The 24,229-nt window shown below is 72.2% G+C and carries 27 protein-coding genes; 10 read left to right on the top strand and 17 right to left on the bottom strand.

The annotated features are described in order from the left end of the window. Window positions 1–27 precede the first annotated feature (27 nt). A complete protein-coding gene (locus ACIRNI_RS05480; protein ID WP_403548538.1) occupies window positions 28–1,059 on the bottom strand; it encodes a YncE family protein in 1,032 nt (343 codons plus the stop codon). Between the two features lie 152 nt (window positions 1,060–1,211). On the opposite strand from ACIRNI_RS05480, the gene ACIRNI_RS05475 reads away from it, so the two are divergent. Next, window positions 1,212–2,108, top strand: a complete 897-nt coding sequence (locus tag ACIRNI_RS05475; RefSeq protein WP_403548536.1) for a LysR family transcriptional regulator — start codon at window positions 1,212–1,214, stop codon at window positions 2,106–2,108. A 25-nt stretch (window positions 2,109–2,133) separates the two neighbouring features. Here the strand turns inward: ACIRNI_RS05475 and ACIRNI_RS05470 are convergent, their stop codons facing one another. The 3 genes from ACIRNI_RS05470 to ACIRNI_RS05460 all read right to left on the bottom strand — a co-directional run bounded on the left by ACIRNI_RS05470 (window position 2,134) and on the right by ACIRNI_RS05460 (window position 3,802). After that, window positions 2,134–2,793, bottom strand: coding sequence for a DUF5063 domain-containing protein (locus ACIRNI_RS05470; protein ID WP_355359825.1), 660 nt, complete (start codon window positions 2,791–2,793; stop codon window positions 2,134–2,136). Then, window positions 2,786–3,385 (bottom strand): recombination mediator RecR, encoded by a 600-nt coding sequence (recR, locus tag ACIRNI_RS05465; protein ID WP_403548534.1) that lies wholly within the window; start codon window positions 3,383–3,385, stop codon window positions 2,786–2,788. The genes ACIRNI_RS05470 and recR overlap by 8 nt, the downstream gene beginning before the upstream one ends. A gap of 81 nt (window positions 3,386–3,466) precedes the next feature. Next, window positions 3,467–3,802 (bottom strand): YbaB/EbfC family nucleoid-associated protein, encoded by a 336-nt coding sequence (locus ACIRNI_RS05460; protein ID WP_355359829.1) that lies wholly within the window; start codon window positions 3,800–3,802, stop codon window positions 3,467–3,469. 296 nt (window positions 3,803–4,098) lie between these two features. Here ACIRNI_RS05460 and ACIRNI_RS05455 point away from each other — a divergent pair, with 296 nt between their 5' ends. Then, window positions 4,099–4,815 carry an SLATT domain-containing protein gene (locus ACIRNI_RS05455; RefSeq protein ID WP_403548532.1) on the top strand — a complete coding sequence of 239 codons (717 nt, stop codon included), beginning with the start codon at window positions 4,099–4,101 and terminating at the stop codon, window positions 4,813–4,815. Between the two features lie 42 nt (window positions 4,816–4,857). Here ACIRNI_RS05455 and ACIRNI_RS05450 read toward each other — a convergent pair whose 3' ends face one another. The 4 genes from ACIRNI_RS05450 to ACIRNI_RS05435 form a co-directional block, all read right to left on the bottom strand. Then, the gene (locus ACIRNI_RS05450; RefSeq protein WP_355359835.1) at window positions 4,858–5,508 is read right to left on the bottom strand and encodes a hypothetical protein; all 651 of its coding nucleotides are present in this window, start codon (window positions 5,506–5,508) and stop codon (window positions 4,858–4,860) included. Between the two features lie 54 nt (window positions 5,509–5,562). Continuing rightward, window positions 5,563–7,968 carry a dolichyl-phosphate beta-glucosyltransferase gene (locus ACIRNI_RS05445; RefSeq protein WP_403548530.1) on the bottom strand — a complete coding sequence of 802 codons (2,406 nt, stop codon included), beginning with the start codon at window positions 7,966–7,968 and terminating at the stop codon, window positions 5,563–5,565. Then, window positions 7,965–8,687 carry a GntR family transcriptional regulator gene (locus ACIRNI_RS05440; RefSeq protein WP_403548528.1) on the bottom strand — a complete coding sequence of 241 codons (723 nt, stop codon included), beginning with the start codon at window positions 8,685–8,687 and terminating at the stop codon, window positions 7,965–7,967. Before ACIRNI_RS05440 ends, ACIRNI_RS05445 begins: the two co-directional genes overlap by 4 nt. Window positions 8,688–8,753: 66 nt before the next feature. Continuing rightward, the gene (locus tag ACIRNI_RS05435; RefSeq protein ID WP_403548526.1) at window positions 8,754–10,136 is read right to left on the bottom strand and encodes an aspartate aminotransferase family protein; all 1,383 of its coding nucleotides are present in this window, start codon (window positions 10,134–10,136) and stop codon (window positions 8,754–8,756) included. A gap of 198 nt (window positions 10,137–10,334) precedes the next feature. Between ACIRNI_RS05435 and ACIRNI_RS05430 the strand changes: the two genes are divergently transcribed. The 3 genes from ACIRNI_RS05430 to ACIRNI_RS05420 all read left to right on the top strand — a co-directional run bounded on the left by ACIRNI_RS05430 (window position 10,335) and on the right by ACIRNI_RS05420 (window position 12,434). Beyond that, on the top strand, window positions 10,335–10,961 hold the full coding sequence (locus tag ACIRNI_RS05430; RefSeq protein WP_403548524.1) for a type 1 glutamine amidotransferase family protein: 627 nt from the start codon (window positions 10,335–10,337) through the stop codon (window positions 10,959–10,961). Next, on the top strand, window positions 10,958–11,449 hold the full coding sequence (locus ACIRNI_RS05425) for a MarR family winged helix-turn-helix transcriptional regulator (RefSeq protein WP_403548522.1): 492 nt from the start codon (window positions 10,958–10,960) through the stop codon (window positions 11,447–11,449). The genes ACIRNI_RS05430 and ACIRNI_RS05425 overlap by 4 nt, the downstream gene beginning before the upstream one ends. Before the next feature lie 154 nt (window positions 11,450–11,603). Beyond that, on the top strand, window positions 11,604–12,434 hold the full coding sequence (locus ACIRNI_RS05420) for a putative protein N(5)-glutamine methyltransferase (protein ID WP_403548520.1): 831 nt from the start codon (window positions 11,604–11,606) through the stop codon (window positions 12,432–12,434). 37 nt (window positions 12,435–12,471) lie between these two features. Here ACIRNI_RS05420 and ACIRNI_RS05415 read toward each other — a convergent pair whose 3' ends face one another. Beyond that, window positions 12,472–13,752: a hypothetical protein gene (locus ACIRNI_RS05415; protein WP_403548518.1), complete on the bottom strand. Its 1,281-nt coding sequence runs from the start codon at window positions 13,750–13,752 to the stop codon at window positions 12,472–12,474. 56 nt (window positions 13,753–13,808) lie between these two features. Between ACIRNI_RS05415 and ACIRNI_RS05410 the strand changes: the two genes are divergently transcribed. Both ACIRNI_RS05410 and ACIRNI_RS05405 read left to right on the top strand, forming a co-directional pair. After that, complete coding sequence (locus ACIRNI_RS05410; protein ID WP_403548516.1) at window positions 13,809–13,934, top strand: hypothetical protein; 126 nt, start codon at window positions 13,809–13,811, stop codon at window positions 13,932–13,934. 37 nt (window positions 13,935–13,971) lie between these two features. Further along, on the top strand, window positions 13,972–14,412 hold the full coding sequence (locus ACIRNI_RS05405; protein WP_355359868.1) for an SRPBCC family protein: 441 nt from the start codon (window positions 13,972–13,974) through the stop codon (window positions 14,410–14,412). Window positions 14,413–14,445: 33 nt separating this feature from the next. Here ACIRNI_RS05405 and ACIRNI_RS05400 read toward each other — a convergent pair whose 3' ends face one another. Next, a complete protein-coding gene (locus tag ACIRNI_RS05400) occupies window positions 14,446–15,120 on the bottom strand; it encodes a DUF1326 domain-containing protein (protein WP_403548514.1) in 675 nt (224 codons plus the stop codon). 122 nt (window positions 15,121–15,242) lie between these two features. Here ACIRNI_RS05400 and ACIRNI_RS05395 point away from each other — a divergent pair, with 122 nt between their 5' ends. Then, window positions 15,243–16,061, top strand: coding sequence for a DUF2182 domain-containing protein (locus ACIRNI_RS05395; RefSeq protein WP_403548832.1), 819 nt, complete (start codon window positions 15,243–15,245; stop codon window positions 16,059–16,061). 306 nt (window positions 16,062–16,367) lie between these two features. Here the strand turns inward: ACIRNI_RS05395 and ACIRNI_RS05390 are convergent, their stop codons facing one another. From ACIRNI_RS05390 to ACIRNI_RS05375, 4 genes are all read right to left on the bottom strand, one after another. Continuing rightward, the gene (locus ACIRNI_RS05390; protein WP_403548512.1) at window positions 16,368–16,778 is read right to left on the bottom strand and encodes a hypothetical protein; all 411 of its coding nucleotides are present in this window, start codon (window positions 16,776–16,778) and stop codon (window positions 16,368–16,370) included. Further along, window positions 16,775–17,095 (bottom strand): hypothetical protein, encoded by a 321-nt coding sequence (locus tag ACIRNI_RS05385; protein WP_403548510.1) that lies wholly within the window; start codon window positions 17,093–17,095, stop codon window positions 16,775–16,777. Before ACIRNI_RS05385 ends, ACIRNI_RS05390 begins: the two co-directional genes overlap by 4 nt. A 56-nt stretch (window positions 17,096–17,151) precedes the next feature. Then, window positions 17,152–18,000, bottom strand: a complete 849-nt coding sequence (locus tag ACIRNI_RS05380; RefSeq protein ID WP_403548508.1) for a hypothetical protein — start codon at window positions 17,998–18,000, stop codon at window positions 17,152–17,154. Window positions 18,001–18,300: 300 nt separating this feature from the next. Further along, window positions 18,301–19,191, bottom strand: a complete 891-nt coding sequence (locus ACIRNI_RS05375; RefSeq protein ID WP_403548506.1) for a glycoside hydrolase family 19 protein — start codon at window positions 19,189–19,191, stop codon at window positions 18,301–18,303. 115 nt (window positions 19,192–19,306) lie between these two features. On the opposite strand from ACIRNI_RS05375, the gene ACIRNI_RS05370 reads away from it, so the two are divergent. Further along, on the top strand, window positions 19,307–21,133 hold the full coding sequence (locus ACIRNI_RS05370; RefSeq protein WP_403548505.1) for a serine/threonine-protein kinase: 1,827 nt from the start codon (window positions 19,307–19,309) through the stop codon (window positions 21,131–21,133). 43 nt (window positions 21,134–21,176) lie between these two features. Here the strand turns inward: ACIRNI_RS05370 and ACIRNI_RS05365 are convergent, their stop codons facing one another. After that, on the bottom strand, window positions 21,177–22,460 hold the full coding sequence (locus ACIRNI_RS05365) for an adenylosuccinate synthase (RefSeq protein WP_403548503.1): 1,284 nt from the start codon (window positions 22,458–22,460) through the stop codon (window positions 21,177–21,179). A 144-nt stretch (window positions 22,461–22,604) separates the two neighbouring features. Here ACIRNI_RS05365 and ACIRNI_RS05360 point away from each other — a divergent pair, with 144 nt between their 5' ends. Further along, window positions 22,605–23,426, top strand: a complete 822-nt coding sequence (locus ACIRNI_RS05360; protein ID WP_403548501.1) for a diacylglycerol kinase — start codon at window positions 22,605–22,607, stop codon at window positions 23,424–23,426. Window positions 23,427–23,441: 15 nt separating this feature from the next. Here ACIRNI_RS05360 and ACIRNI_RS05355 read toward each other — a convergent pair whose 3' ends face one another. After that, complete coding sequence (locus tag ACIRNI_RS05355) at window positions 23,442–23,693, bottom strand: hypothetical protein (protein ID WP_403548500.1); 252 nt, start codon at window positions 23,691–23,693, stop codon at window positions 23,442–23,444. 12 nt (window positions 23,694–23,705) lie between these two features. Beyond that, on the bottom strand, window positions 23,706–24,191 hold the full coding sequence (locus tag ACIRNI_RS05350) for a GbsR/MarR family transcriptional regulator (RefSeq protein WP_403548498.1): 486 nt from the start codon (window positions 24,189–24,191) through the stop codon (window positions 23,706–23,708). Window positions 24,192–24,229 lie beyond the last annotated feature (38 nt).

Genomic DNA, 24,229 nt, shown 5'->3' with positions numbered 1-24,229 from the left:
GCGGCCGTACGCGCAATGTGGGGCGGGTCACGCGGAGGGGCACACGGAGGGTACGTACGCGAGGCCGTGCGCCCCGGGTTCGCCGGGCCTGCCGACCTCCAGCATCGTGACGACCGCCCGCGCCTCCAGGTCCACCACCGTCACCGTGGACGACGTGACCGCGGCGACGTATCCGTACCGGCCGTCCGGCGACGAGGTGATCGTCAACGGGAAGGCGCCCACCTCCAGCCGCGCGCGCTCCTCGAAGCCGTCGTACACGTGCAGCAGCCCCGGGCCCTGGGCGCCCAGCGCCGATCCGCCCGCCGTCACGCGCAGTTCGCCCGCCAGGACCAGCCCGGTGGAGGTCGTGTGCACCGGGAAGACGAGCCCCTCGGCCGGCAGCGTGCGGACGACGGCACCGGTCGACGTGTCGATGACGCGGACTCCGGCGTCCGCCGCCGGCTCCCCGCCGAAGGTGCCCTTCGGCCCGGCCGCGTACACATACCGCCCGTCCCCCGACACCGCGATGCCCTCGCTGCCGCCCGGCGCCTCGACGCGGTCCACGAGCGCGCCCGACCGGACGTCCACGACGGAGACGAAGGGCGCCTCCTTGTTCGCCGTGTACGCTCGCCGGCCGTCCGGCGTGAGCACGAACCAGTGCGGCCCCGGCGCCCCGACCGGCACCCGGCGCACCGGCTTCAGGGACTGCGCGTCCAGCGCGACGAGTGCGCCCTCCTCGCTCCCGTACGCCTCGACACTCAGCCACAGCAGCTCGCCCGCCGGGTCCAGGGCCACCCCGTGCGGCGCCCACTCGGGGGCCAGGTCGACGATGTCGACCACCCGGCGCTCGTCGGGGTCGATCACGACGAGCTCGCGCGCCCGGCCGGTGTTGGCGTGGTAGTAGCCGGAGCGGTAGGTGATCGTGCAGTACAGCCGCCGCCGTGCCGCGTCGAAGCACAGCTCGTGCGGTTCGCGCGGTACGGCGACCTCGCCGAGCCGCTCGTACGTCACCGCGTCGAAGAAGGTGACGGTGGGGCCGCTCTGGCTCACCACCGCCAGGACGTCGTTCATCTCGGTCATGGACTCAGCTTCCGAAGGCCGGGCGATTGACTCCAGTGCAATGCTGGCAAGGTGTCCTTGCGTTGCACGCAAAGCGCGAGCTCGTGTCGCGGACCGGCGGCCGAGCCGGTGATCGGAGTCACACCGTGGAAGCCATCAGAGCCGTGGAAGCCATGAGAGCCGTGGAATCCCTCGATCTGAACCTGCTCGTCGCCCTCGACGCTCTCCTCGAAGAGGAGAGCGTCACCGGCGCCGCCGCCCGCCTCCACGTGTCCGCGCCCGCCATGAGCCGCACCCTGGGCCGCATCCGCGCCGCCCTCGGCGACCCGGTGCTCGTACGCGCCGGCCGGCACCTCGTCCCCACGCCGCGCGCCGTCGAGCTGCGGCCCCGCGTGAGCGCCGTCGTACGGCAGGCGCGCGGGCTGCTCGCCCCCGCGCCGACGGCGGACCCGGCGGCCATGATCCGCGCGTTCGCCGTCCAGTCGAGCGACCTGCTGCTGGCGGGGTTCGCCGCCCGGCTGATCACCACCGTGGCCCGCGAGGCGCCGGGCGTCACCCTGCGCTTCCTGCCGGAGAGCCTGGAGGGCACCCCCGCGCTGCGCGACGGCCGGCTGGACCTGGAGCTCGGCGTCATCGGGCACGCGGACCCGGAGACGCTGGTCGAGCCGCTGGGCGAGGTGCGGCTGCTGGCGGCCGTACGCCGGGACCATCCGCTGGCCGCCCGTCGCACGAAGGTCTCCGCGCGCGCCTTCGCCGCCGCCGACCACCTCGGGGTCTCCCGGCTGGGCCGGGCGCGCGGCCCGGTCGACGAGGCGCTCGCCGCACGCGGCCTGCGGCGCCGGGTCGTCGCCACCGTCCCGAGCTGGACCGCCGCGCTCCACCTGTGCCGCGAGACCGACCTGGTGTGCCTGGCCCCCGCCGGGGCGGCCGACGCCTTCGGCCTGCACACGTTCGAGGTCCCGCTGGACCTGCCGCCCGTGGCGCTGGGCATGGCCTGGCACCCGCGCAACGACGCGGACCCGGCGCACAGCTGGCTGCGCGACCGGGTCCGTACGACCTGGAAAGCCTGATCGGCCCGCGGGGCCGTCCGCCGGACTACTTGCTGGTGTGCAGGCCCAGCGGGCCCGCGATCTCCCGGGCCATCACCCGGCCCGCCTCCTCCGCGAGGGCGTCCTCCGCCAGGTCCTCGTCCGTGTCGAGCCCGTCGAGCTCCTCCAGCGGCTGGTCCAGGCGGACGTGGGAGACGAGCGACTGGAGGGCGCGCAGGGTCGCCGAGGCCATCGGGCCCCAGTTGGAGAAGTACGAGAACTGCCACCACCACAGCGCCTCGGTGGTGCGGCCCGCGCGGTAGTGGGCGAGCCCGTGGCGCAGGTCCATGATGATGGCGGCGAGGTTGTCGGAGATCCGGAACGGCACGGGCGCCTTGCGGGGCTCGTACGGGTCGAAGACCTCCGAGAAGACGTCCACCGGGTCCAGCATCGTCGCGAACCGCTCGCGCAGCTCGTCCACGTCCATGTCCGGGCCGGCGTCCGGTTCGTACCGCTCGTCGGGGACGATGTCCTCGTGGGCGCCCAGACGGCCGCCGGCGAGCAGCAGCTGGGACACCTCCAGGAGCAGGAAGGGCACCGCGCTGTCGGGTTCGTCGCCCTTGGCCACTTCCGTGGTGGCGACGATGAAGGACTCGATCGAGTCGGCGATCTGGACCGCGAAGCTGTCCGGGTCCAGGGTGTGCGCGTGCAGAGTGGCGTCAGACATCGAGGAGTCGTCTCCCTTCGAACGCACGCCCGAGCGTGACCTCGTCGGCGTATTCCAGGTCTCCGCCAACGGGCAGCCCGCTGGCGAGGCGCGTGACCTTCAGGCCCATCGGTTTGACCATCCGCGCCAGGTACGTCGCGGTGGCCTCCCCTTCCAGGTTGGGGTCGGTCGCCAGGATCAGCTCGGTGACCGTACCGTCGGCGAGTCGCGCCAGCAGCTCCCGGATCCTCAGGTCGTCCGGCCCGACGCCCTCGATCGGGCTGATCGCGCCGCCGAGGACGTGGTACCGCCCACGGAACTCGCGCGTCCGCTCGATCGCGACGACGTCCTTGGGCTCCTCCACCACGCAGACGACCGCGTCGTCCCGGCGCGGGTCGCGGCAGATGCCGCACCGCTCCTCCTGGGCGACGTTGCCGCACACCGCGCAGAACCGCACCTTGTCCTTGACCTCGAGGAGGGCATGGGCGAGGCGGCGTACGTCGGTGGGCTCGGCCTGCAGGATGTGGAAGGCGATCCGCTGGGCGCTCTTGGGACCGACGCCGGGCAGTCTGCCCAGTTCGTCGATGAGGTCCTGAACCACGCCTTCGTACACGGAAAGCCTCTCCTGGAGTGCTGTGATGCTTACGGTAGTTGCTGGACGGACGACTTAGAAGGCTCGGAAGTCCCGAAACGATCAGAAGGGCAGGCCCGGCATGCCGCCGAGGCCCTGGGCCAGCGGTCCGAGCTTGGCCTGCTGCAGCGCCTGCGCGTTCTCGTTCGCGGCCTGGACGGCGGCGACGACGAGGTCCGCGAGGGTCTCGGTGTCCTCGGGGTCGACCGCCTTGGGGTCGATGACCAGGGAGCGCAGCTCGCCGGAGCCGGTGACGGTGGCCTTCACCAGACCGCCCCCCGCCTGACCGTCGACCTCGGTCCGCGCCAGCTCCTCCTGGGCGCGGGCGAGGTCCTGCTGCATCTTCTGGGCCTGCTGGAGGATCTGCTGCATGTTGGGCTGGCCGCCACCGGGAATCACGGGCACTCCTGGCATGTCGCGATGAGTATGACGATGAGTATTCGGTATGCCGAGCCTACGTGGTCGCCGGACGGTGTGCCTCATCCGTAGGGCTCCACTCCTTCGGGTGAAAAACGGGCGTGCCCGCCACCTGATCAAGACCCTCTTGCGGGCGGAAATACCGGGATTCCAGGCCGTCGACCCCCCATTCGGCGGTAGGAAGAGGGCATGCGCACCCCGCGCACCGTAGGTCACCGCACGTCACGTCATCGATATGTCACGTTGAGCTGTCACGTTGAGCGCAGAGGAGTGCCCCGGTGAGCCAGCCGGAGATGCAGCCCGGGGGCCCCGCCCGGGGGGAGGGCGACAGCCCGGAGGGGTACGGCGGCGATCTGACCGGACGGCCGTTTCCGCTGGGGGACTGGGGCGAGCCGGCTCAGCGCCTGGACGAGCTGTACCGGTGGGTCGAGGCGAACGCGCTCCGCACGGCCGAGTGGTACCTCTCCGACCGCGTCTGGAAGCGCCGCTGCGCGCGGGCCCTGCGCGTCGGCACGGCGCTGGGCGCGGTCGTCGGCGCCGCGCTGCCGCTGCTGGGCCACTGGCAGTGGGGGTACGTCTCCCTGCTGGTCGCGGCGGCGTGCGTGCTCTGCGACCGGTACTTCGGGCTGACGTCGGGCTGGATGCGGGACGTGGCGACGGCGCAGGCGGTGCAGCGCCGGCTCCAGGCGCTCCAGTTCGACTGGGCCTCCGAGTCCGTCCGTGAGGTGCTGGGCCCGACGGAGGGCACGGCGAGCGAGGCGGCGGAGCGGTGCCTGGGGGTGCTGCGGCGGTTCGCCGAGGACGTGACGGAGCTGGTGCGTACGGAGACGGCGGAGTGGATGGTGGAGTTCCGCTCCGGCTCGGCGCCGCTGGTCCTGCAGTCCACCCTTCCGACCCCGGCCCGGCAGGACGCACCGCCCCTGCCGGGCCGGTTCCCGCTGCCGCCGGGCACCCGCCCGAACATGCCGCGCCAGCGCCCGCCGGAGCCGCGGTAGCCCCCGGGGCGGGCACAGGGCCGGGACCGGGGGCCCGGTCGCTCAGCTGAAGATGATCATCGAGCCCTGCCCCAGGCTCCGCGTCGCCGCCGCGTGCAGCCCGAGCCACACGTGCCGTTCCCGCGCGAAGGGGCTGTCGTCGTACGGAATCGGCCCCGCCGGTTCCTCCAGCGAGGTGGGCCGCTCCGGTGGCAGCGGCGCGGCGGGCGGGTTCGCCGGGTCGATGCCGATCGAGGGGGCGACGTACTCCAGCTCCCGCAGCAACCCCTGCGCCGAGCCGAGCGGCCCGCCGCCCGCGAGCAGCTCGTCGGTGGACAGCGGCGCCGGGAAGTCGACGGGGACGTACGCGCCCGCGTGGTCGTAGTGCCAGACCAGGTGCGACTGCTGGGCCGTCGACTCGAACATCTCCAGCAACTGTTCGTAGTCCCCGCCCAGTTCGTCGACCGGGGTGACGGCGAGCCCGCAGATCTGCAGCAGGTACGCCCGGCGCAGGAAGTGCAGGGCGTCGTAGTCGAACCCGGCGACCGGCGCCACGTCGCCCGACAGGCCGGGCATGTAGGCGAAGACGGGCACGGCCGGCAGGCCCGCCTCGCGCAACGCCTTGTCGTAGGCGGCGATCTCTTCCGCGAAGGGGTTGTCGGGGCTGTGGCACAGCACGTCGACGAGCGGGACCAACCACAGGTCACAAGCCAAGGGACACTCGCTCTCCTCACGAAGGGCACGACGCAGCGGACACGGAAGCCTAGTTCAGTGCAGGTCCCATACCCACGCACCGGCGATCCGCTCACCAGGACGCCCCAGAAGCTTGGACACGGTCTCGTAAAGGGCCTCCTGGTTGTACTGCGACGGCAGGACGACCACGCCCGCCCGCCAGTGCTCCAGGTCCGCCCGGGCCTGCTCCTGCCAGCGCGGGCCGATCGCCGGGACGCGGCCGCTCCAGCGCACCTCCCGCAGGAGGTTGGAGGTGTGGCGCGGCACCGCGCCGTAGATGCCGATCCGTTCGGGCCCGTACGGCCCGTTGAAGTACCCGCCCGGCACCGGGAAGCCGAAGCCGGTCTCGGCCTGCCAGTGCAGCGCGTCCGCGCTGCCCGGGTCCGGCAGCGGCACCGGCACGATCGACTCGCCGGGCCCCAGGTACTGCCGCCAGGCGCCGTACGCGACGAAGCCGGGCACCGGGGCCCGTTCGCGGACCGGGTACGGCGTGGGCAGGATCGGCAGCAGGGCGAGCGCCACCGCCGCGAGGCCCGCGACCCGGTACGTACGGTTCCGGGAGGCCGCCAGCCGGTCCACGGCGAGGGCCACCAGCATGCCGAGCACCGGCGCGCAGATCATCGCCACGCGCGACTCGATGACCGACTCGAAGAGCGGCTTGTCGGCGAGGAACCGCCACGGCCCGGGAACGATGACGTCGGTGTACGGGATGCGGACGCGCGGGCCGAGGGAGAGCAGCGCCGCGCAGACCGCCGTGGCGGTCAGCGCCTTCACCAGGGGCCGGCGCCACAGGCGTACGGCGATGGCGAAGGCGAGGGCCACGAGCGGCCAGCCGTAGAAGGCGTTCTGCTCGGTGCGGTTCATGGCGAGCTTGTCCGCCGTGGCCTCGTCTCCGGCGAGCGACCGTCCGGCGAACTCCAGGAAGGCGAGCGGGCCGTTTCCCGCGTTCGAGCCGTGCAGCACGCTGTGGTAGCTCTGCGGGCCGAAGAACTGCCAGTACAGCGGGAAGGCCACCAGCGGAAGGCAGACCGCCAGGGCCACGCCCAGGCCCTTCAGCAGGGGCCGCCACACCGCCCGTGCCACCTCGCGGTGCGCGAGCGCGTACGCGAGGGCGAAGAGCAGCATGCCGACGGCGGCGAGCAGCAGCGGCTCCTCGCCGAGGAAGATCTGGTACGTCGTGAAGAGCCCGAGGAGCACCCCGTCCCGGACGGCCGCCCTCCCCTCGCACAGCCGCAGGGCCCGGTCGATGAGGACCGGCATCATGAAGAGGAGCAGGAAGTTCGGGTGGGCGTTGCCGTGGGAGATCATCGGCGGCGCGAAGGCGGCGAGGGCGGCGCCGGTCGCGGCGGCCCACCGGTTGCGTACGACCCTCCGCGCGAGCAGCCAGTACCAGGAGCAGGCCGTGGCGGCCAGGCCCAGGGTGAGGACGAGGGCCCAGGTGACCGTCGGGCCGAGGGTGAGCGTGACGGGGGTCAGGGGCACGGACAGGCCGAGCATGACCGTGTTGGCCATGAGGTTCACGCCGTCCGGATAGTTCTGGACGGTGGTGAAGAGCGGGTTGCGCAGGTGGGTGACGTTGTCGGCGGTGACCGCGAAGAACCACTCCCACTGGTTCTGGTCCTGGCCGGCGTCGGCGAGGTACGCGCGGTCCAGGTCCGCCCACAGTCCCCGGTAGAGGAGGACGGAGGCGAGGACGAAGAGGCCGACGACGGCCAGGTCCGTCCGCCGGACGGAGCGGGCGCGCAGCGTCACGAGTTCGGCCAGCACGCGCGCGTAGTCCAGGGGCGCCACCTTGGAGCCCTCCTGGTGGGACCAGCGCACCGGAACCTCCGCCACCGGCCAGCCGGCCTGCCGGAAGAAGCGCAGGATCTCGACGTCGATCCCCCACCCGTCCAGGCGGGAGTCGGCGAAGGCGGTCCGCGCCTTGTCGCCGTCGAAGAGCTTGAAGCCGCACTGGGTGTCGCGTACGCCGGGTACGGCCACGGCCCGTATGAACCGGTTTCCGAGGCGGCCCAGCCACTCGCGCAGGCGGTGCTGGTGGACTTCTATGCGGGAGTCCGGGTGCGCGCGGGAGCCGATCGCGGCGTCCGCGCCCTCGGCGGTGAGCTCCTTGTCGAGCCGGTCCAGCTCCTCGACGGGCGTGGCCAGGTCGGCGTCGGTGACGAGCACGCGGCGCCCGTAGGAGGCGAGGACGCCGCGTCGCAGGGCGTGGCCCTTGCCGCGGTTGTCGAGGCCGGTGATGACGTGGACGCGCGGTTCCTCGGCGGCGAAATCCCGCGCCACGCGCGCGGTGGCGTCCGTCGAGCCGTCGTCGACGACGATGACCTCCCAGTCGCCCCAGCGGCCGGGGTCGGCGCTCAGGTGGGCGCGGATGGCGTCGAGGGTGGGGCGCAGACGGGCTTCCTCGTTGTACGCCGGGACGACGACGCTGAGGTCGGTCACGGGCACGCCCGCTCTCGCCCGCCGGGGAGCTCCGGCCCGTCCGCCCCCGCGAGGCGCTCCAGGTGGTCGGCCCAGGCCAGCGCGTGCGCGTTGTACGCGTTGATGACGGCCATGACGGCGTCCGGGTCGCCGAGCGTCACCGCGTTCACGAGCTCCTCGTGGCCGCTCCACAGCCAGTCGCACGCCCGCCGGTCGGCGCGCAGGTGGGGCACGGTGAACACCCAGGCCTGCACGCGCAGCCGGTGCAGGAAGTCGGCGATGTAGCGGTTGGCCACGAAGCCGCTGAGCTCGCGCCAGAAGCGCAGGTCGTAGCCGATGAGGATGTCCAGGTCCCCGGCGCGCGCCGCGCGGGACGCCTCCTCCGCCCGGCGCCGTACCGACACCAGGGGGGCGCCGTGCACGGCCTTCACATGGGCGGTGAGGCGCTTGAAGACGCCGTCCACGATGAGCGCGCGGGCCTCGACCATGCCCCGGTAGTCGTCGACCGAGAACTGGTGGACGCGGAAGCCCTTGTGCTGGTCGGAGTCGAGCAGGCCCTGCGCGGCCAGGTCGACGAGCGCTTCGCGTACGGGCGTCGCGGAGACGCCGTACTGCTCGGCGATCTGCTTGACCGTGAACTCCTGCCCGGGTTGCAGACGCCCCGCGAGCACCTCGTCACGCAGCGCGTCCGCGATCTGCTGACGCAGGGTGTTGCGGGTCACCCCTCCGCTCGTGGGCATGGTTCTGGCCCCCTCCGTCCGGTTCCGGACACCTTAAGCCAGCCGGAGGGGGCGGCCTCCAGACGGTTACTGTGCGTGCTCGGTGTACTCGTCGGCCACCGCGAGCGCCGCGTCGAGGGCGGCGAGGCCCTCCTTGGCCTCCGCCTCGGTGAGAGTGCAGGCCGGGACGGCGTGGGTGCGGTTCATGTTGATGAAGGGCCACAGGCCGTTCTTCTTCGCGGCGGCGCCGAAGGCGGCCATGGGCGCGTTGGCCTCGCCGGTCGCGTTGTACGGGACGAGCGGCTCGCGCGTCTCCTTGTTCCGTACGAGGTCGAGCGCCCAGAAGACGCCCAGGCCGCGCACCTCGCCGACGGAGGGGTGGCGCTCGGCGAGCTCGCGCAGGCCGGGGCCGAGGACGTTCTCGCCGAGGTGGGCGGCGTTCTCGACGACCTTCTCGTCGGCCATGACCTGGAGGGTGGCGACGGCGGCCGCGCACGCGAGCGGGTGGCCGGAGTAGGTGAGGCCGCCGGGGTAGGGCCGCTTGTCGAAGGTGGCGGCGATCTCGGCGGAGATGGCGACGCCGCCGAGCGGTACGTAACCGGAGTTGACGCCCTTGGCGAAGGTCAGCAGGTCCGGTACGACGCCGAAGTGGTCGGCGGCGAACCACGCGCCGGTACGGCCGAAGCCCGCCATGACCTCGTCGAAGATGAGGACGATGCCGTACCGGTCGCAGATCTCGCGGACGCCGGCGAGGTAGCCGGGCGGCGGGACCATGATGCCGGCGGTGCCGGGGACGGTCTCCAGGATGATCGCGGCGATGCCGGCCGGGCCCTCGAAGGCGATGGTGTCCTCCAGGTGCTGGAGGGCGCGCTCGCACTCCTGCGCCTCGGTCTCGGCGTAGAACGGCGAGCGGTAGAGGAACGGCGCCCAGAAGTGGACCACACCGGCGGTGGCGGTGTCGGAGGCCCAGCGGCGCGGGTCGCCGGTGAGGTTGATCGCGGCGGAGGTGGCGCCGTGGTACGAGCGGTAGGCGCTCATGATCTTGGGGCGGCCGGTGTGCAGCCGGGCCATGCGGGCGGCGTTCTCGACGGCCTCGGCGCCGCCGTTGGTGAAGAAGATCTTGTCGAGGTCGCCCGGGGTGCGCTCGGCGATGAGGCGTGCGGCCTCGGAGCGTACGTCGATGGCGAAGGCGGGCGCGAAGGTCGTCATCTTCGCGGCCTGCTCCTGGATGGCCGCGACGACCTTGGGGTGCTGGTAGCCGATGTTGGTGTAGACGAGGCCGCTGGTGAAGTCGAGGTAGCGGTTGCCGTCGTAGTCCCAGAAGTACGCCCCCTCGGCGCCGGCGACGGCGAGCGGGTCGATCAGGCCCTGGGCGGACCAGGAGTGGAAGACGTGCGCGCGGTCGGCGGCTTTGACGGCGGCGCCGGCCTGGGGATCGGCGTGCGCGGCGAGATCGGCATGAGGGGTCATGCGGCCCAGGGTAAGGATGTGCCGGTGGAGGTTGGTATGGCCATCTTGTATGGCGGAAGGCGCGGGGGTCGGCAAGGTGTCGGGGGCCACGGCTCCGAGCGTGCCGGTGAGGGTCGCGCCCGACTATTGACAGCATCCTGTCGAGATGACAGCATATAGTCATCACGCGCACGCTTGTGCGACCCACGGGAGGCCACCATGTCCGGCACCACCACATCCACCGCATCCCGGACCCCGCTCAAGACCGTCCATCTCGCGGTGTACGACACGTTCGCCGACTGGGAGACCGGTCACGCCACCGCGTGGCTCGCGCGCAGCGGCTTCGACGTCCGCACGGTCGGGCTCACCACCGACCCCGTGACCACCATCGGCGGTCTGCGCATCGCGCCGGACCTGGCGCTGGCGGAGCTGCGGCCCGAGGACAGCGCGCTGCTCATCCTCACCGGAGCCGACCTGTGGGACGCGGGCGACGATCTGGCGCCGTTCGCGGCGAAGGCGCGCACGTTCCTGGACGCGGGCGTGCCGGTGGCCGCGATATGCGGGGCGACCGCCGGGCTCGCCCGCGAGGGACTGCTCGACGGGCGCCCCCACACCAGCGCGGCCCCCTTCTACCTCGCGGCGACCGGCTACGAGGGAGCCGAGCACTACGTCGAGGCGGACGCCGTCACCGACGGCGACCTCATCACGGCCGGGCCCACCGAGCCGGTGGCCTTCGCGCGGGAAGTCCTCGGCAGGATGGGGGCGTTCGGGGGTACGAAGCTCGACGCCTGGTACCGGCTGTTCCACGACTCGGACGCCGCCGCCTTCGAGGAGCTGAACGCGTGACCCCGGTCGAACGGCATCTCCAGGAGCTGCTCAGCCGTACCGCGCTCGGTGTCTTCCGGCTGAACGGCCAGCTGCTCGCGGTCTCGGAGAAGCTGGCCCGCCCCGCCGGGCTCACCGCCGCGTGGTGGCAGGTCCTCGGGGCCGTACTGCGAGAGCCGCTGCCCGTCTCCGGGATCGCCCGCGCCATGGGCATCACGCGCCAGAGCGTCCAGCGGATCGCCGACCTGCTGGTCGCGGAGGGCCTCGCCGAGTACCTCCCGAACCCGGCGCACCGGCGCGCGAAGCTCCTCACCCCCACGGAGCTGGGCCGGGAGTCGGTCGCCCGCATAAACCCGGGCCACGCGGACCTGGCGGCCCGCCTCGCCGCCGAGCTGGGCGAGGAGGCGTTCGACGAGACCGCGCGGGTGCTGGAGCGGCTGTCCCGGGCGCTCGACAGGGTCGTGGACGAGCCGGCGGCGACAGCCCCGGGCGGCTCGTCCACCGCGTGAACCCCCCTGTAGGGTGAGGCTTCGTCAGCAGTACGGACCGAGGAGGTGAGACCCGTTAACACCACGCCAGGCCGGGTGCTCTCCTCTCACGGCTCGTAGGGACACAGCCACACAGTCACCGCGAGAGCGCCCCCAGCTCTCGAAAGGCTTCCCCATGGCTGTACCTCCCCTGCCTCCCCTGCCTCCCCCGCCTGCCCTGCCTCCCCTCGACACCGTCGTCGCCGCCCTCCGCGCCGCGGGATGCGTCTTCGCGGAGGACGAGGCCGAGTTGCTCCGCTCCGCCGCCCGCACACCGCGGGAGCTCGACGCGATGGTCGAGCGGCGGGTCGCCGGACATCCGCTGGAACACGTCCTCGGCTGGGCAGAGTTCCGCGGCGTGCGGTTCGCCGTGGACGCGGGGGTGTTCGTGCCGCGCCGCCGCACCGAGTTCCTCGTCGAGCGGGCCGAGGCGCTCGCGCCGCCCGGCGCGGTGGTCGTCGACCTGTGCTGCGGCTCCGGTGCGCTGGGCGCGGCACTCGTCGCGGCGCTCGACGGCGCGGAGTTGCACGCCGCCGACATCGACCCCGCCGCCGTGCGGTGCGCGCGCCGCAACGTCGCCGCGGCCGGGGGCCGGGTCTATGAGGGAGACCTGTACGCGCCGCTGCCGCCCGCGCTGCGGGGCCGGATCGACGTACTGCTCGCCAACGTCCCGTACGTACCCACCGAGGAGGTCGCGTTCCTGCCCGCCGAGGCGCGGGTCCACGAGGCGCGGGTCGCGCTCGACGGCGGCGCGGACGGGCTGGACGTGCTGCGGCGCGTGACCGCCGAGGCGGCTGCCTGGCTGGCCCCGGGCGGCAGCCTGCTGTTCGAGACCAGCGAGCGGCAGGCCGACACCGCCGCCGGGATCGTCGCCGCCGACGGGCTCACCCCGCAGGTGGTCACCTGCGACGACCGGTACGCCACGGTGGTCATAGGCACCCGCGCGGTCATGGGCAGCCGGGCCTGACCGGCCCGGCTGCCTTCCTGGCTCCCTGCCGTCCTACCTACAACTGCATGCCGTACACGTAACGGGTGTTGTAGACGCTCGGGGCCTCGCCGGGCTCCTGGTCGTCCTTCGCGTACTCGCACAGCGTCCAGAGCACCTTGTCCCGCGCGTCGTAGCTCACGTCCTCGACGCCCGGCGGGAATTCCCACGTCCGGGGCCGCGCCGCCCACCGGTGCAGCATCCCGTTGCCGTCGACGCCGTGGCTCGTGGTCACGTAGTACGTACCGCCCACGGAGACCGCGCCCTGCACCGACTTGGGGCCCGTGAACACCCTTGGCACCCCGGACGTGTGCCGGGCCAGCATCCCGGTCGACCGGTCCAGGTCGAACCGGGCGATCCGCGGCCTCGGCTTCCTGCCGCCGCCCCCGCGGTACTCGCTCACCACGAGCCGGTGCGTACCCCCGGACCGGTCCAGGGAGACCTGGGAGTACGTGAAGGCGTCCGCGCCCTCCTGGTCCCTGTCGCGGTACGCGGCCACCTGGGGGATGACGTAGGCGTACCCGTCGGCGCTGTACCGGCCGTCCTCGAAGCCGAAGCGGCCCTGGCTCGCGGCGTCGGTGCGCACCCCGAAGATGTTGTCCACGTCGAAGACGCGCAGCCCGCGCCGGCCCTCCGCGCTCTCGGCGACGTACAGCAGGTTGCGGTACCAGGCCACGCCGCCCGCGTGCGTGTGGACAGGGTTGAAGCTGGGGTCCCTGCCCTTTTCGCCGCCGAGGGCCGGTACCGCCAGCAGCACGTGCCGGTACCTGGCCTCCCCGGACGCGGTGATCTCCACGACGCTCAGCCGCGTGCCTTCGGGGCGCGCCGCCTTGTGGGCGTCCCACGAGACGATCAGGACCCTGCGGGCGGGGCGGCCGCCCACGGCGTCGTAGTTGGTGGTGATGCCCTGCGGCCGCCAGTTCTGGGTGAGGAAGTCGTCGGGATGCCACTGGAACCCGTGTGCGAGCCGGGGGATACGGGTCGCCGGGGGCCGGAGCTTCGCGGCCGGATAGGAGACGCGGGTGATCCGCTCCCCCGTCCGCTCCGGCGGCGAGTCCAGCAGCGTGCCCATCGGGACCCGCCAGAGGCCCTGCCTCTGGCCCAGCTCCCCGGCGGCGCGCTCGTTCAGCTGCCGGATGACCTCCGCGTACGTCGGCCCGCCCTCGGGCCCGCGCACCAGGCCGACCCGCTGCCGGCCGGCCGCCGCGTACGCCTTCTCCGGAACGAGCAGCCCGCCGGTCGCGGCGGCGAAGGGCGCCGCGGCCATGCCCCTGAGTAACGTCCTGCGTGTGGTGTCCATGGCTCGGACGGTAGGGCTGCCACGCCGTCCGCGGGACCGGAACTCATGTCCCGGACATGTCCCGGACAGCCGCGACGAGCGTGCTGCGGAGCAGCACCGGGTGGACGAAGCGGCCCGCCGTGCGCGGCGGGCACCGCCAGGCGAGCGGTCAGGTGAGCACCTTCCTGGAGTGGGCCGAGTAGGGTTGCCCGTAGGACAAACGACCCGAAAGGGGGCGACATGTCCTCGATCAAGGAAAGCGTCGAGATCGCCCGCCGTCCCGAGGACGTCTTCTCCTACCTGACCGACCTCTCTCGCCTGCCCGAATGGCAGGAGAGCGCCCTATCGGCCACCCCGCTCGGCGACGCCCCCGTGGGCGTGGGGTCGCGGGTCCGGGTGACCCGGCAGGTCGGTCGTCGGCGGATCCCGATGACCATGGAGTTGAGCGAGTTCGAAGCGCCGAGGAGCTTCCGCATGGACGGCGTCGACGGCCCGGTCCGTGGCCACGTGCGCGGCACGGTCGAGCCGGTCGGCGACGGCCGGCGGTCGCGTGTGACGCTCGACCTGGACTTCGAGTCGCACGGGATCGGCAAGGTCCTCGTGCCTCTCGTCGTACGCCCCCAGGCGAAGAAGGAGATGCCGAAGAACGAGCAGCACCTCAAGGAGCTGCTGGAACGCTAGGCAACGCCAGGCGCGACACAACGGTTGCTCGGGTTACTCGTCAGGGCCGGTCCAGTCGAAGGTGATGTGCTTGCTGGACTGGCCCTCGCGGCTCCACTGGAAGCCGTACGCGTCCGCCCGGTCGGCGGTCGAGCGGCCCCAGGTGGCGAGCTGGCCCGGCCCGGTCTCGCAGCCCGGCAGGTTGGTGACCTGCACGCGTGCGCCCTCCGGGGTCGTCGGGCCGGTGAGCGCCTCGGCGCGGGCCTCGACGCGGCCGGGGATGGCAGCGCTCCAGGACGCCAGGTCGTCCTCGATCGAGAACTCGATCGGGGCGAACTCCATGCCCCGCATCTCCAGGGCGGCGCCGCTGACGAAGACGGCGGGCCAGCCGCCGGCCTGACCGCCGAAGACCATTTCGAGGGCGTCACGCTGCGCGGCGTCGGCCCGTTCGTCGACGAAGAAGGCGGCGTAGGCGTCGGAGTGCTCGGCCCAGGCGTTGCCGGTGAAGGACGCGAGGACCAGGACGTTGAGGTCGTCGAGGACCACGTCCCCGTAGGTGCCCTCACGGACGTGCCAGACCATGATCCCTTCGCACTCGCCGGTCGTGGGCGGCTGCGCGAAGGAGCACGGGCACGGGATGTCGCACTTGCAGGTGTCGAACCAGTCGCCGACGACGTGCCAGCGTGGGACGGCGGTCTCGGTGTCGGTCTCGATCTCGGTGTCGGTCATCTGCGGACCTCCTTGGGCGCGCGCCCCCACCCTTCCAGGGTGCACCCTGGAAGGGTCTCCCGTGGAGGGGCAGCGCCACCGTGAACCACTCCAGGACCACCACCGCTACGCAGCACCGCCGCATGGCCACCGAGCCCCCGCTGCGGCGCGGGAACCTCCTGCCGCCCCGGGCGCTCGCCATCGCCTGGTCCCTGCTGGTGCTGATCGCGGTCCTCGCGTGGGTGCTGACCGTCGGGCAGGCCCGTCACATGGGCGTCGAGCCCGGGACCATGGGCATGGCCCTGCCCCTCTTCCTGCTGCTGTGGCTGCTGATGATGGCCGCCATGATGCTGCCGTCCGTCGCGCCGGTGGCGGTCACCTGGGCGCGGGGCATCGGCAGGCAGTCGACGGGCGTGGCGCGGGCGGCCCGGACGACGGCGTTCGTCGCGGGCTACCTGCTGGTGTGGACGGCGTTCGGGCTCCTCGCGTACGGGGCCCTGGCCGCGACCGGGGACCTGGTCCGGGACCACCCGGGCGCGGGGCGCTGGATCGCCTTCACGGCGTTCCTGCTGGCGGGGCTCCAGCAGCTCGGGCCGCTGAAGAACGTCTGCCTGCGGCACTGCCGGAGCCCGATGGGGCAGCTGATGCGGTACGCGCAGTTCCGGCGCCGGGCGCGGGACTTCCGGGTGGGGGCGCACCACGGGCTGTACTGCGTCGGCTGCTGCTGGGGGCTGATGGTGATCCTCGTACCGCTCGGCGTCATGAACATCGCGGCGATGGCGGGGGTCGCGGCCGTGATCTTCATCGAGAAGCTGTGGCGGCTGGGGCCGTGGTTCTCGACGGCGGTCGGGGTGGTGTTCCTGGTGCTCGCCGGGCTCGCGCCCTTCCAGGACGGGCTGCTGCCGGGGCTCCAGGCGCCCGAGGACCCGATGCCCATGGACATGGACATGGACATGCACTGAGGGGATCGAGGCGTTCTACTCGGCGGCGTACTTGCCCAGATCACTCGCCTCGAGTGCGGCCTTGTCGTTGAAGCCGATGACGTACCCGTCGACGTCCCGGATGTAGAACATGCGCTGACCGGTGTGGTCGTCCGTTGTGACACACCTCCTTCCGGCTCGCATGGCGGCCGGGGCCAACCGGAGCGGCCGCCGAGGTGCTTGGTCGGTGACCGTAACCAGCACTCAGGTCAGGCGATGTCCTGCACCCGCCGCACCCGGGCGGGTGCGGGCCCCGGGCGCGCTCCGGGCCCGGCACCGCCGTAGCGGCTACTTCTCGATCGTGATCACGCGTACGCCGGTGCCCCGGTAGCGCAGGGGGTCACCGCTGAGGACCGGACGCCCCCTGGGCCACTCGACCGAGGGTTGCGCCAGGTGGACGGCGTGCGCGCAGCTCCAGTCATCGCCGTGAACCCGCAGGCGCTTGCCGACGGCCGCAGCGCCGGCGAAGTCCAGCTCGGTGATGTCCACGGACGGCAGCGCCCCCACGTGCTCCGCGACGCCCGCACGCTCGCCTTCGGCGGCCGTCAGGCACACGGCGGGGATGTAGATCCGCAGCGTCGGGTCGTTCTCGGCCTCGACGACGAGGCGCGAGGCCATCCGGTTGCCGCCCCCAAGCGCGAGGACGGCGGTGTCGTCGAAGACGATGGCGCGCGGCAGCGGGTACTTGTCCTTGGTCACTGGACCTCCCCGATGCGCCCGGCGACAACGTCGGCCCAGAGCTGGCGACCGGCGACCGCGTCCTCCTCGGTGTAGGACCCGCCGAGGAAGTGCTCTTCGACGTACGCCTTGGTCTCCTCGCGCTGCTTGGCGAGTTCCTCCTTTGTCGGAGTCGCTCCAGCAAGCTGCGCCACGAGGTCACGCATGGTGATACCGCGATCCCGGGCGAGCTCCTGAAGGCGGTCGCGAACGGCGGGGTCGACCTTGATCGTGGTGTCAGCCATAGCCACAGTATACCGGCGGTATACCACCTCTGGGCGTACGAGCGCGATGGTCATTGCACTCCGTTTCTCTTTCGGTGGACCCGACCCTCCGGGCGGAGGGCCGGGAGCGTTCAGCGGCGGCCGCGCACCAGCTCCCGCAGGCCCGCCCCGCGCCGGGCCGCCGCCTCGCGGAAGGAGGCGCGCGCGGCCGGGGCGGGATGGCACTGGAAGCAGGGCTCACCCGGCTGGACGGGGCGGCGGCACCGGTCGCACTCGGCGCCCTCCAGGGCCGCCGCCGGGCGCGGTGCTGGCTTCTTGCGGCGCAGGCGGTCCGCCACGAGGGCGGCGGGGGCGTGGACGCGCGCGGGCAGGCCCGAGGTCAGCGCCTCGCGGATCACGGCGTCGGTGGCGCCCGCGGCCCACCACTCCTCGACGAGCGCCCGCAGGGGTGCGGCCTCGGCCGCCCCCATCGCGAGGCGCGGTTCGGTGCGGCCGAGGGAGGTCAGCAGCGCGGCGGCCCGGGAGGGAGGTTCTTCTTCCCTGGTTCTTTCTCCCTTGGGGAGCGGACCTGGCGCGGCGTGGCCCGGGCCACCGAGGGCCGGGTTTCCGCCACTTTCCGGAGCGGGCGCGGGGGCGGGCCCCGGAGCCGGACCCGGAGCCGGGGGCTCGGGCGCGGGGGCATCAGGGTCGTAGGGGGTGTCGAAGACCTCGTACTCCGTGCGCAACTGGCCCTTGCCGTCCCGGCGTACGAGCCTGCGCAGATAGCGGGCCTCCTCCAGCTCGTGGAGGGCGGCGCCGATGCGGTCGCGGCCTTCCTTGCGCTTCTCGGCGAGCTTGCGGATGGAGGCCTTGGCACCGTCGGGGAGGCTGATCAGATACGTCAACAGCCCGACCGCGCACCACGAGATGGAGTCATCGCGCAGGAGAGCGTTACCGAACGTGGTGAAGGCGCGGGGGTGCGTTGTACGGTGGATGCGCATTGGGAGTCTCGTTCCTGATGCCGAGCCCCCGGGTGTTCCAGCACTGCGGGGGCATCACGTTTCATGTGCCGCGAATGTAGCGCCGCACGTCCCCTTTGACGCAATCAACTCCGGTTTGTCATACGGTCATTCAGATACCGCAGGCCCGAAAACCGGTCTTCGGTCCCACCTGCGGTTTCGCAGCGAAAAAGGGTGGCCGTCCACCACCGGCCACCCCTTTGTCATATGCCGAATTCACCCTCCCGGGTGAGCCCCGGGCAAGTCCCGGGCAAGTCCCGGGTGAGTCCCGGGCGAGGACTTTCAGCAGCTCAGGTTCCCGCCCGTCGGCACGCCCAGGATCTGCGCGAAGCGCTGGTAGGTGCTGACGCGGCTCTGCACCTGCGCCGGGTTCTTGCCGTCGCACTCCAGGGCGCCGTTGATCGCGCGGATGGTGTGGCCGAAGCCCGCACCCGTCACCATCGCGTTGTGGGCGGTCATCGTGCCGGGGCCGTTCTGGGTGTTCCAGTACCAGAGGCCCGTCTTCCAGGCGATGGGCGCCTCGCGCTCGACGCGGTACGGGTGGTTGAGGAGGTCGATGCCGAGGGCGTCGCCCGCCGCCTTGTAGTTGAAGTTCCAGCTGAGCTGGATCGGGCCGCGGCCGTAGTAGGCGGCGGTTCCGGCCGGGCAGCCGTAGGGCTGGCCACGGTCGCAGTAGTGCGGGTAGTTGGCGGTGTTCTGCTCGACGATGTGGACCAGGCCGCCCGTCTCGTGCGAGACGTTCGCGAGGAAGGCCGCCGCCTCCTGCTTCTTCACCGTGTCGCCGCCGGTGGTGGCGAAGGCGGGGTACGCGCTCAGCGCGGCGGTCAGGCCGCTGTACGTGTAGAAGGCGTTCCGGTTCGGGAACATCTGGTTGAACTGCGCCTCGCTCACCACGAACCCGGACGGCGACGGGCCGGGGTTCCCGGAACCGGAGCCGCACGCGCCCTGGTCGGACCAGACATCGGCGGTGCCGGGGCGTTCGTTCTGGGTCCACCACTTCGCCAGCCAGTTGCGGCCGTTGTACGAGGCGGTCCCGCCGCCCGTGTAGACGGCGGAGGCGCTCCAGGGGGCCGCGCACTCCGCCGCCGAAGCAGTGGCGGCGGGGAGGAGGAACACGGTCAGTCCGGCGACCGTGGCGAAAGCGGCGAACAGAGTCAACAGGCGTCGCAGCATGGGGTAACCCTTTCGTGGGGGACCACCAACGAAGCGCGAGTGGTCTGAACCTGTCAAGGTCTGGACCAAGCCTTGTTACGGTGCCTCAGGCCACCCTCTGGCATGCTCTGTTCGCGTGAAGCCTCTGACTGGTGACGACCCCGTACAGATCGGCCCGTTCCGCCTGCTCGGCAGGCTCGGGTCCGGTGGCATGGGGCGCGTCTACCTCGCCCGGTCGGCCGGTGGGCGCACCGTCGCCGTCAAGGTCGTGCACGCCGAGCTGGCCGCGCAGGACGAGTTCCGGCGCCGCTTCGCGCGCGAGGTCGCCGCGCTGGAGCGGGTCGGCGGGGCCGGCACCGCGCCCGTACTCGGCGCGGACACCGGGGCCGAGGCGCCCTGGGTGGCCGTCGGATACGTCGCCGGGCCGTCCCTGCGCACCGTGGTCGGCGACGAGTACGGGCCGCTGCCCCCGGCGTCCGTGCGGTCGCTGGCGGCCGGGCTGGCCCGCGCCCTGGAGCACATCCACGCGACCGGGCTCGTCCACCGGGACCTGAAACCCGCCAACATCCTGCTCACGGTCGACGGGCCCCGGATCATCGACTTCGGCATCGCGCGCGCCGTCGACACCCTCACCGACGGCGGGCTGACCAGCACCGGCGCGGTCGTGGGATCACCGGGCTACATGTCGCCCGAGCAGGTGCGCGGCGAACGGCTCACCCCCGCCTCCGACATCTTCTGCCTCGGCTCCGTGCTCGCGTACGCGGCGACCGGCTGCCCGCCCTTCGGCACGGCCGACAGCGGCGTCCACGCCATGATGTTCCGCATCGCCCACGACGAGCCGGACCTCACCGGCCTGCCCGCCGAGCTCGACGAGCTCGTACGCGGATGCCTGGCCAAGGACCCGGCCGACCGCCCGACCGCCGCGTGGCTGGCCGCGCACGTCGAGGCCGCCGAGCCGTGGCTGCCGGGCGGGCTGCTGGCCCAGCTGGGCCGCCTCGCCGCCGGGCTGCTGGACGAGGACGGGGCGCCGACGCCGGTACCGGAAACCGCGCGCCGAAAGCCCCGCGGGAGGCGCCGCCCGCTGCTCGTCGGCGGCATCGTCCTCACCGCCCTCACCGGCGTCGCCCTCACCGCCCTCACCCTCTCCGGGTCGGGCCTCGCCTCCTGGTTCCGCCCGTCGTCGCCGCCTCCGATGGGCGGGCACAAGAGTGAGAACGTCGTCCCCGCCGCCTTCCGCGGCGCCTGGGAGGGCGTGGTCAAGGGCACGCAGGAAGCCCCGTACGAGACGGCCCGCATCGAGATCGGCACCGGCGTGCCCGGCGAGAAGGCGGGGACGTACGTCCACGTCACCGGCGATCGGCTGTGCATGGGGCGGTCGGCGCTCGTCTCGGCGGACGAGGACAAGGTCGTCTTCGGCGAGAGCGACGTGACGACGAGCGTGCCCGCCAAGACGTGTACCCCGGCCGCCCACCAGACGCTCACCCTCACCTCCCCCGATGTCCTGAAGTGGACCTCGGGCGCGGCGACCGCCACGTTCCGCAAGGCGCGGTCCGGGCCGCAGGTGGTGCCGGAGGAGTTCCTCGGCCACTGGAAGGACGTCCCGCACCCGGACGTGTCCGATCCGAACCAGGACCTCTACAGCCACGAGGTGATCATCATGCAGGGGCCGGTCGGGGCGCCCCTGGTCCGGTTCCAGCAGAGCTACCCGCACACGGACGAGGAGACCGGCGAGCCGCTGGCCGGCACGTCGGTGAACTGCGCCGAAACCGCCGTCCTCGGCGGCGCGGGCGACCTGCTGGTGCTGGGCCCGGCCACGGTCGACGCCGCAGTGTCCGACCGGGAGTGCACGGCGTCCGGCGCCTCGGTCAACCTGCGCATCCAGCGGGTCGACGGCAAGGACCGGCTGCTGGTGTACGGGATGGACGCGGACGGGGAGCCCGGCGAGTTCTCCAAGGAGAAGTAGCCGGGCTCCCCGTCGTGCGGCCTGGGTCCTGCGGCCTGCGTTCCTACAGGAAGGAGTTGATCTCGATCGTCTCGGTGCGGCCGGGGCCGACACCGATGGCCGAGATCGGCGCGCCGGACATCTCCTCCAGCGCCTTCACGTACGCCTGCGCGTTCTTCGGCAGGTCGGAGAAGGTCTTCGCCTTGCTGATGTCCTCGGACCAGCCGGGCAGGTACTCGTAGACCGGCTTCGCGTGGTGGAAGTCCGTCTGCGAGTACGGCAGCTCCTCGACGCGCTTGCCGTCGATCTCGTACGCGACGCAGACCGGGATCTGCTCCCAGCCCGTCAGCACGTCGAGCTTGGTGAGGAAGAAGTCCGTCAGGCCGTTGACGCGGGTGGCGTACCGGGCGATGACCGCGTCGAACCAGCCGCAGCGGCGGTCGCGGCCGGTGGTCACGCCACGCTCGCCGCCGATGCGGCGCAGCGCCTCGCCGTCCTCGTCGAAGAGCTCCGTCGGGAACGGGCCGGCGCCGACGCGGGTCGTGTACGCCTTGAGGATGCCGATGACCCGGCTGATCTTCGTCGGGCCGACACCCGCGCCGGTGCAGGCGCCACCGGCGGTCGGGTTGCTGGACGTGACGAAGGGGTACGTGCCGTGGTCGACGTCGAGCAGCGTGCCCTGGCCGCCCTCGAAGAGGACGACCTTGCCGTCGTCGATGGCGTTGTTCAGGATCAGCGTGGTGTCCGCGACGAACGGCTTGATCTGCTCCGCGTAGCCGAGCATCTCCTCGACGATCTTGTCGGCCTCGATCGCGCGGCGGTTGAAGACCTTGGCGAGCAGCTGGTTCTTGTTCTCCAGCGCCGCCTCGACCTTCTGGGTCAGGATCGACTCGTCGTAGAGGTCCTGGACGCGGATGCCGACGCGGTTGATCTTGTCGGCGTACGTCGGGCCGATGCCGCGGCCGGTGGTGCCGATCTTCCGCTTGCCGAGGAACCGTTCCGTCACCTTGTCGAGGGTGACGTTGTACGGGGTGATCAGGTGGGCGTTACCGCTGATCAGGAGCTTGGAGGTGTCGACGCCGCGCTCGTTCAGCCCACTCAGCTCGGAGAGCAGGACCGCCGGGTCGACGACGACGCCGTTTCCGATGACCGGGGTGCATCCCGGGGAGAGGATTCCGGACGGCAGAAGATGCAGCGCGTACTTCTGGTCGCCGACGACGACCGTGTGGCCGGCGTTGTTGCCACCCTGGTAGCGCACCACATAATCAACCGATCCACCGAGCAGGTCGGTGGCCTTTCCCTTGCCCTCGTCACCCCACTGAGCACCGAGCAGCACAAGTGCGGGCACAGGCGTACACCCCTTCCGGGCGGGGCATGTCCAAGGTCAGGAGGCGTGAACGCCGCCTGTTGGTGTGCCCCGGAATAGACGAAGCCCCTGGCGCAATAGCGCAAGGGGCTCTTGCACAAAGAGACTACCCGAGGAAGGACCGAGGTGTCGGCTCACGACCAGCTCTTGGTGGTCATCGACCCGGTCGCCCGCCGAAGTGACGGCGAGTCCGTACGGATCGCGAAAGATGTACTGCTCGCCGGCGCAGAAGCGAAAATCTGCCTTCCGGACGGGCCCGAGGAGTTCGCCCGCGTCCTGGCCCGGCGCGGCGCCCGGCGCCCGGTGGTGGTCGGGGACGACCGGGCGCTGCTGCGGGCGGTGGCTCATTTGCACCGGGGCCGCGAGCTGGCCGGGGAGGCCCTGTCGGTGATCCCGGTGGGGCCGCGCGGGACGGTGGAGCTGGCCGGGGCGCTCGGCGTGCCGCTGGGGACGGTGGCGGCGGCCCGGGCGGTGCTGGACGGGTCGGCACGGCGGCTGGACCTGCTGGTCGACGACAGCGACGGCGTGGTGGTGCGGGGCCTGCGCATCCCGGCGGGGCCCGCGAGGGCGGCGGGGGAGCCCCCGTCGGTGTGGGACGCCTGCCGGTCGCTGGTACGGACGCTGGTCCGCCCCGCGCCCTCCGCCGTGCCGGGGACACGCCCGGGGCCGGCGACGCGGACGTACCGGCTCCGGGTGGAGGCCGACGGGCGGGTGCTGTGCGACCTCGACGACCTGGTCGAGGACGTCACGGTGCGGTCCCGGGACGGGGTCGCCGAGGTGGTCGTACGCCCCCGGGCGGCGGACCCGGTCCGCGCGGAGGCGGCCGCGGTCACCGTCTCGGGCGCCTCCTTCCGCTACCGCGCGGACGCCCTGGTCACGGGCCCGGTGTGGACGCGCACGTGGACGCTGCGCCCGTCGGCGTGGTCGCTGATGCTGCCGGCGGCGTAACGCTCGGCGGCCGGCTTACAGCGCGTCCAGCGGGCCCGTCATCGGGTGGGGGTTCGTGTCGCTGTCCTCGTCGTCGTCCGCCGAGCCGGGGAACATCAGCCACGCGCTGCCGGATATCAGTCCCAGGGAGGTCAGGCCGAGGGCGAACTTCAGCAGCCGCATGCCGCCCGTCCAGTCGTGGGGCGCTCCGAAGACGACCCAGAAGCCGAGGGCGGCTCCGGCGAGCAGGACGAGGACAGCGGCGGTACGACGCAAGGCAGTTGACATTCGCCCATGATTTCATCCGATCCTGCGGTTCGCCGCCCGGTATTCGCGCCAGCGGTCCAGCAGTTCGTGCATCTCCTTCTGGAGGAACGCGAAGAACTCCGCCGTCTCCGCCACCCGCGCCCCTGCCGCCGAGTCCGGGCCCAGCGTCTCGGCGCCGTCGCGCAGAACCGTCTCCCAACGGGAGAGGACCTGGTCGCGGCGGGTGAAGGTCTCGTACCAGAGCTCGTTGTGCAGGACGTACCGGTCCCGCCGCGAGCCCGGTTCGCGCTCGCGGCCGACCATGCCGACCTGGTTGAGGTAGCGGACGGCGCCGGAGACCGCCGCCGGACTGATCCGCAGCCGCTCGGAGAGCTCGGCGGAAGTCAGCGCGCCGCTCTCGGAAGCGAGCAGCGCGGCGAAGACGCGGGAGGCCATCCGCTGCATGCCGGCCTCGGTCAGCTCGGCAGCGAAGCGCTCCACGAAGCGGTTGGCCGGTGGTTCCTCGTTCTCCATGGACATGCCCTCAACTTTATACGATTCCTTAACTTCACAAATTT

Source organism: Streptomyces sp. NPDC093546, from assembly GCF_044765045.1.
Classification (GTDB): Bacteria; Actinomycetota; Actinomycetes; order Streptomycetales; family Streptomycetaceae; genus Streptomyces.
The sequence above is the reverse complement of the archived record's forward strand: the minus strand, read 5'-3'. Positions and strand labels throughout refer to the sequence as shown.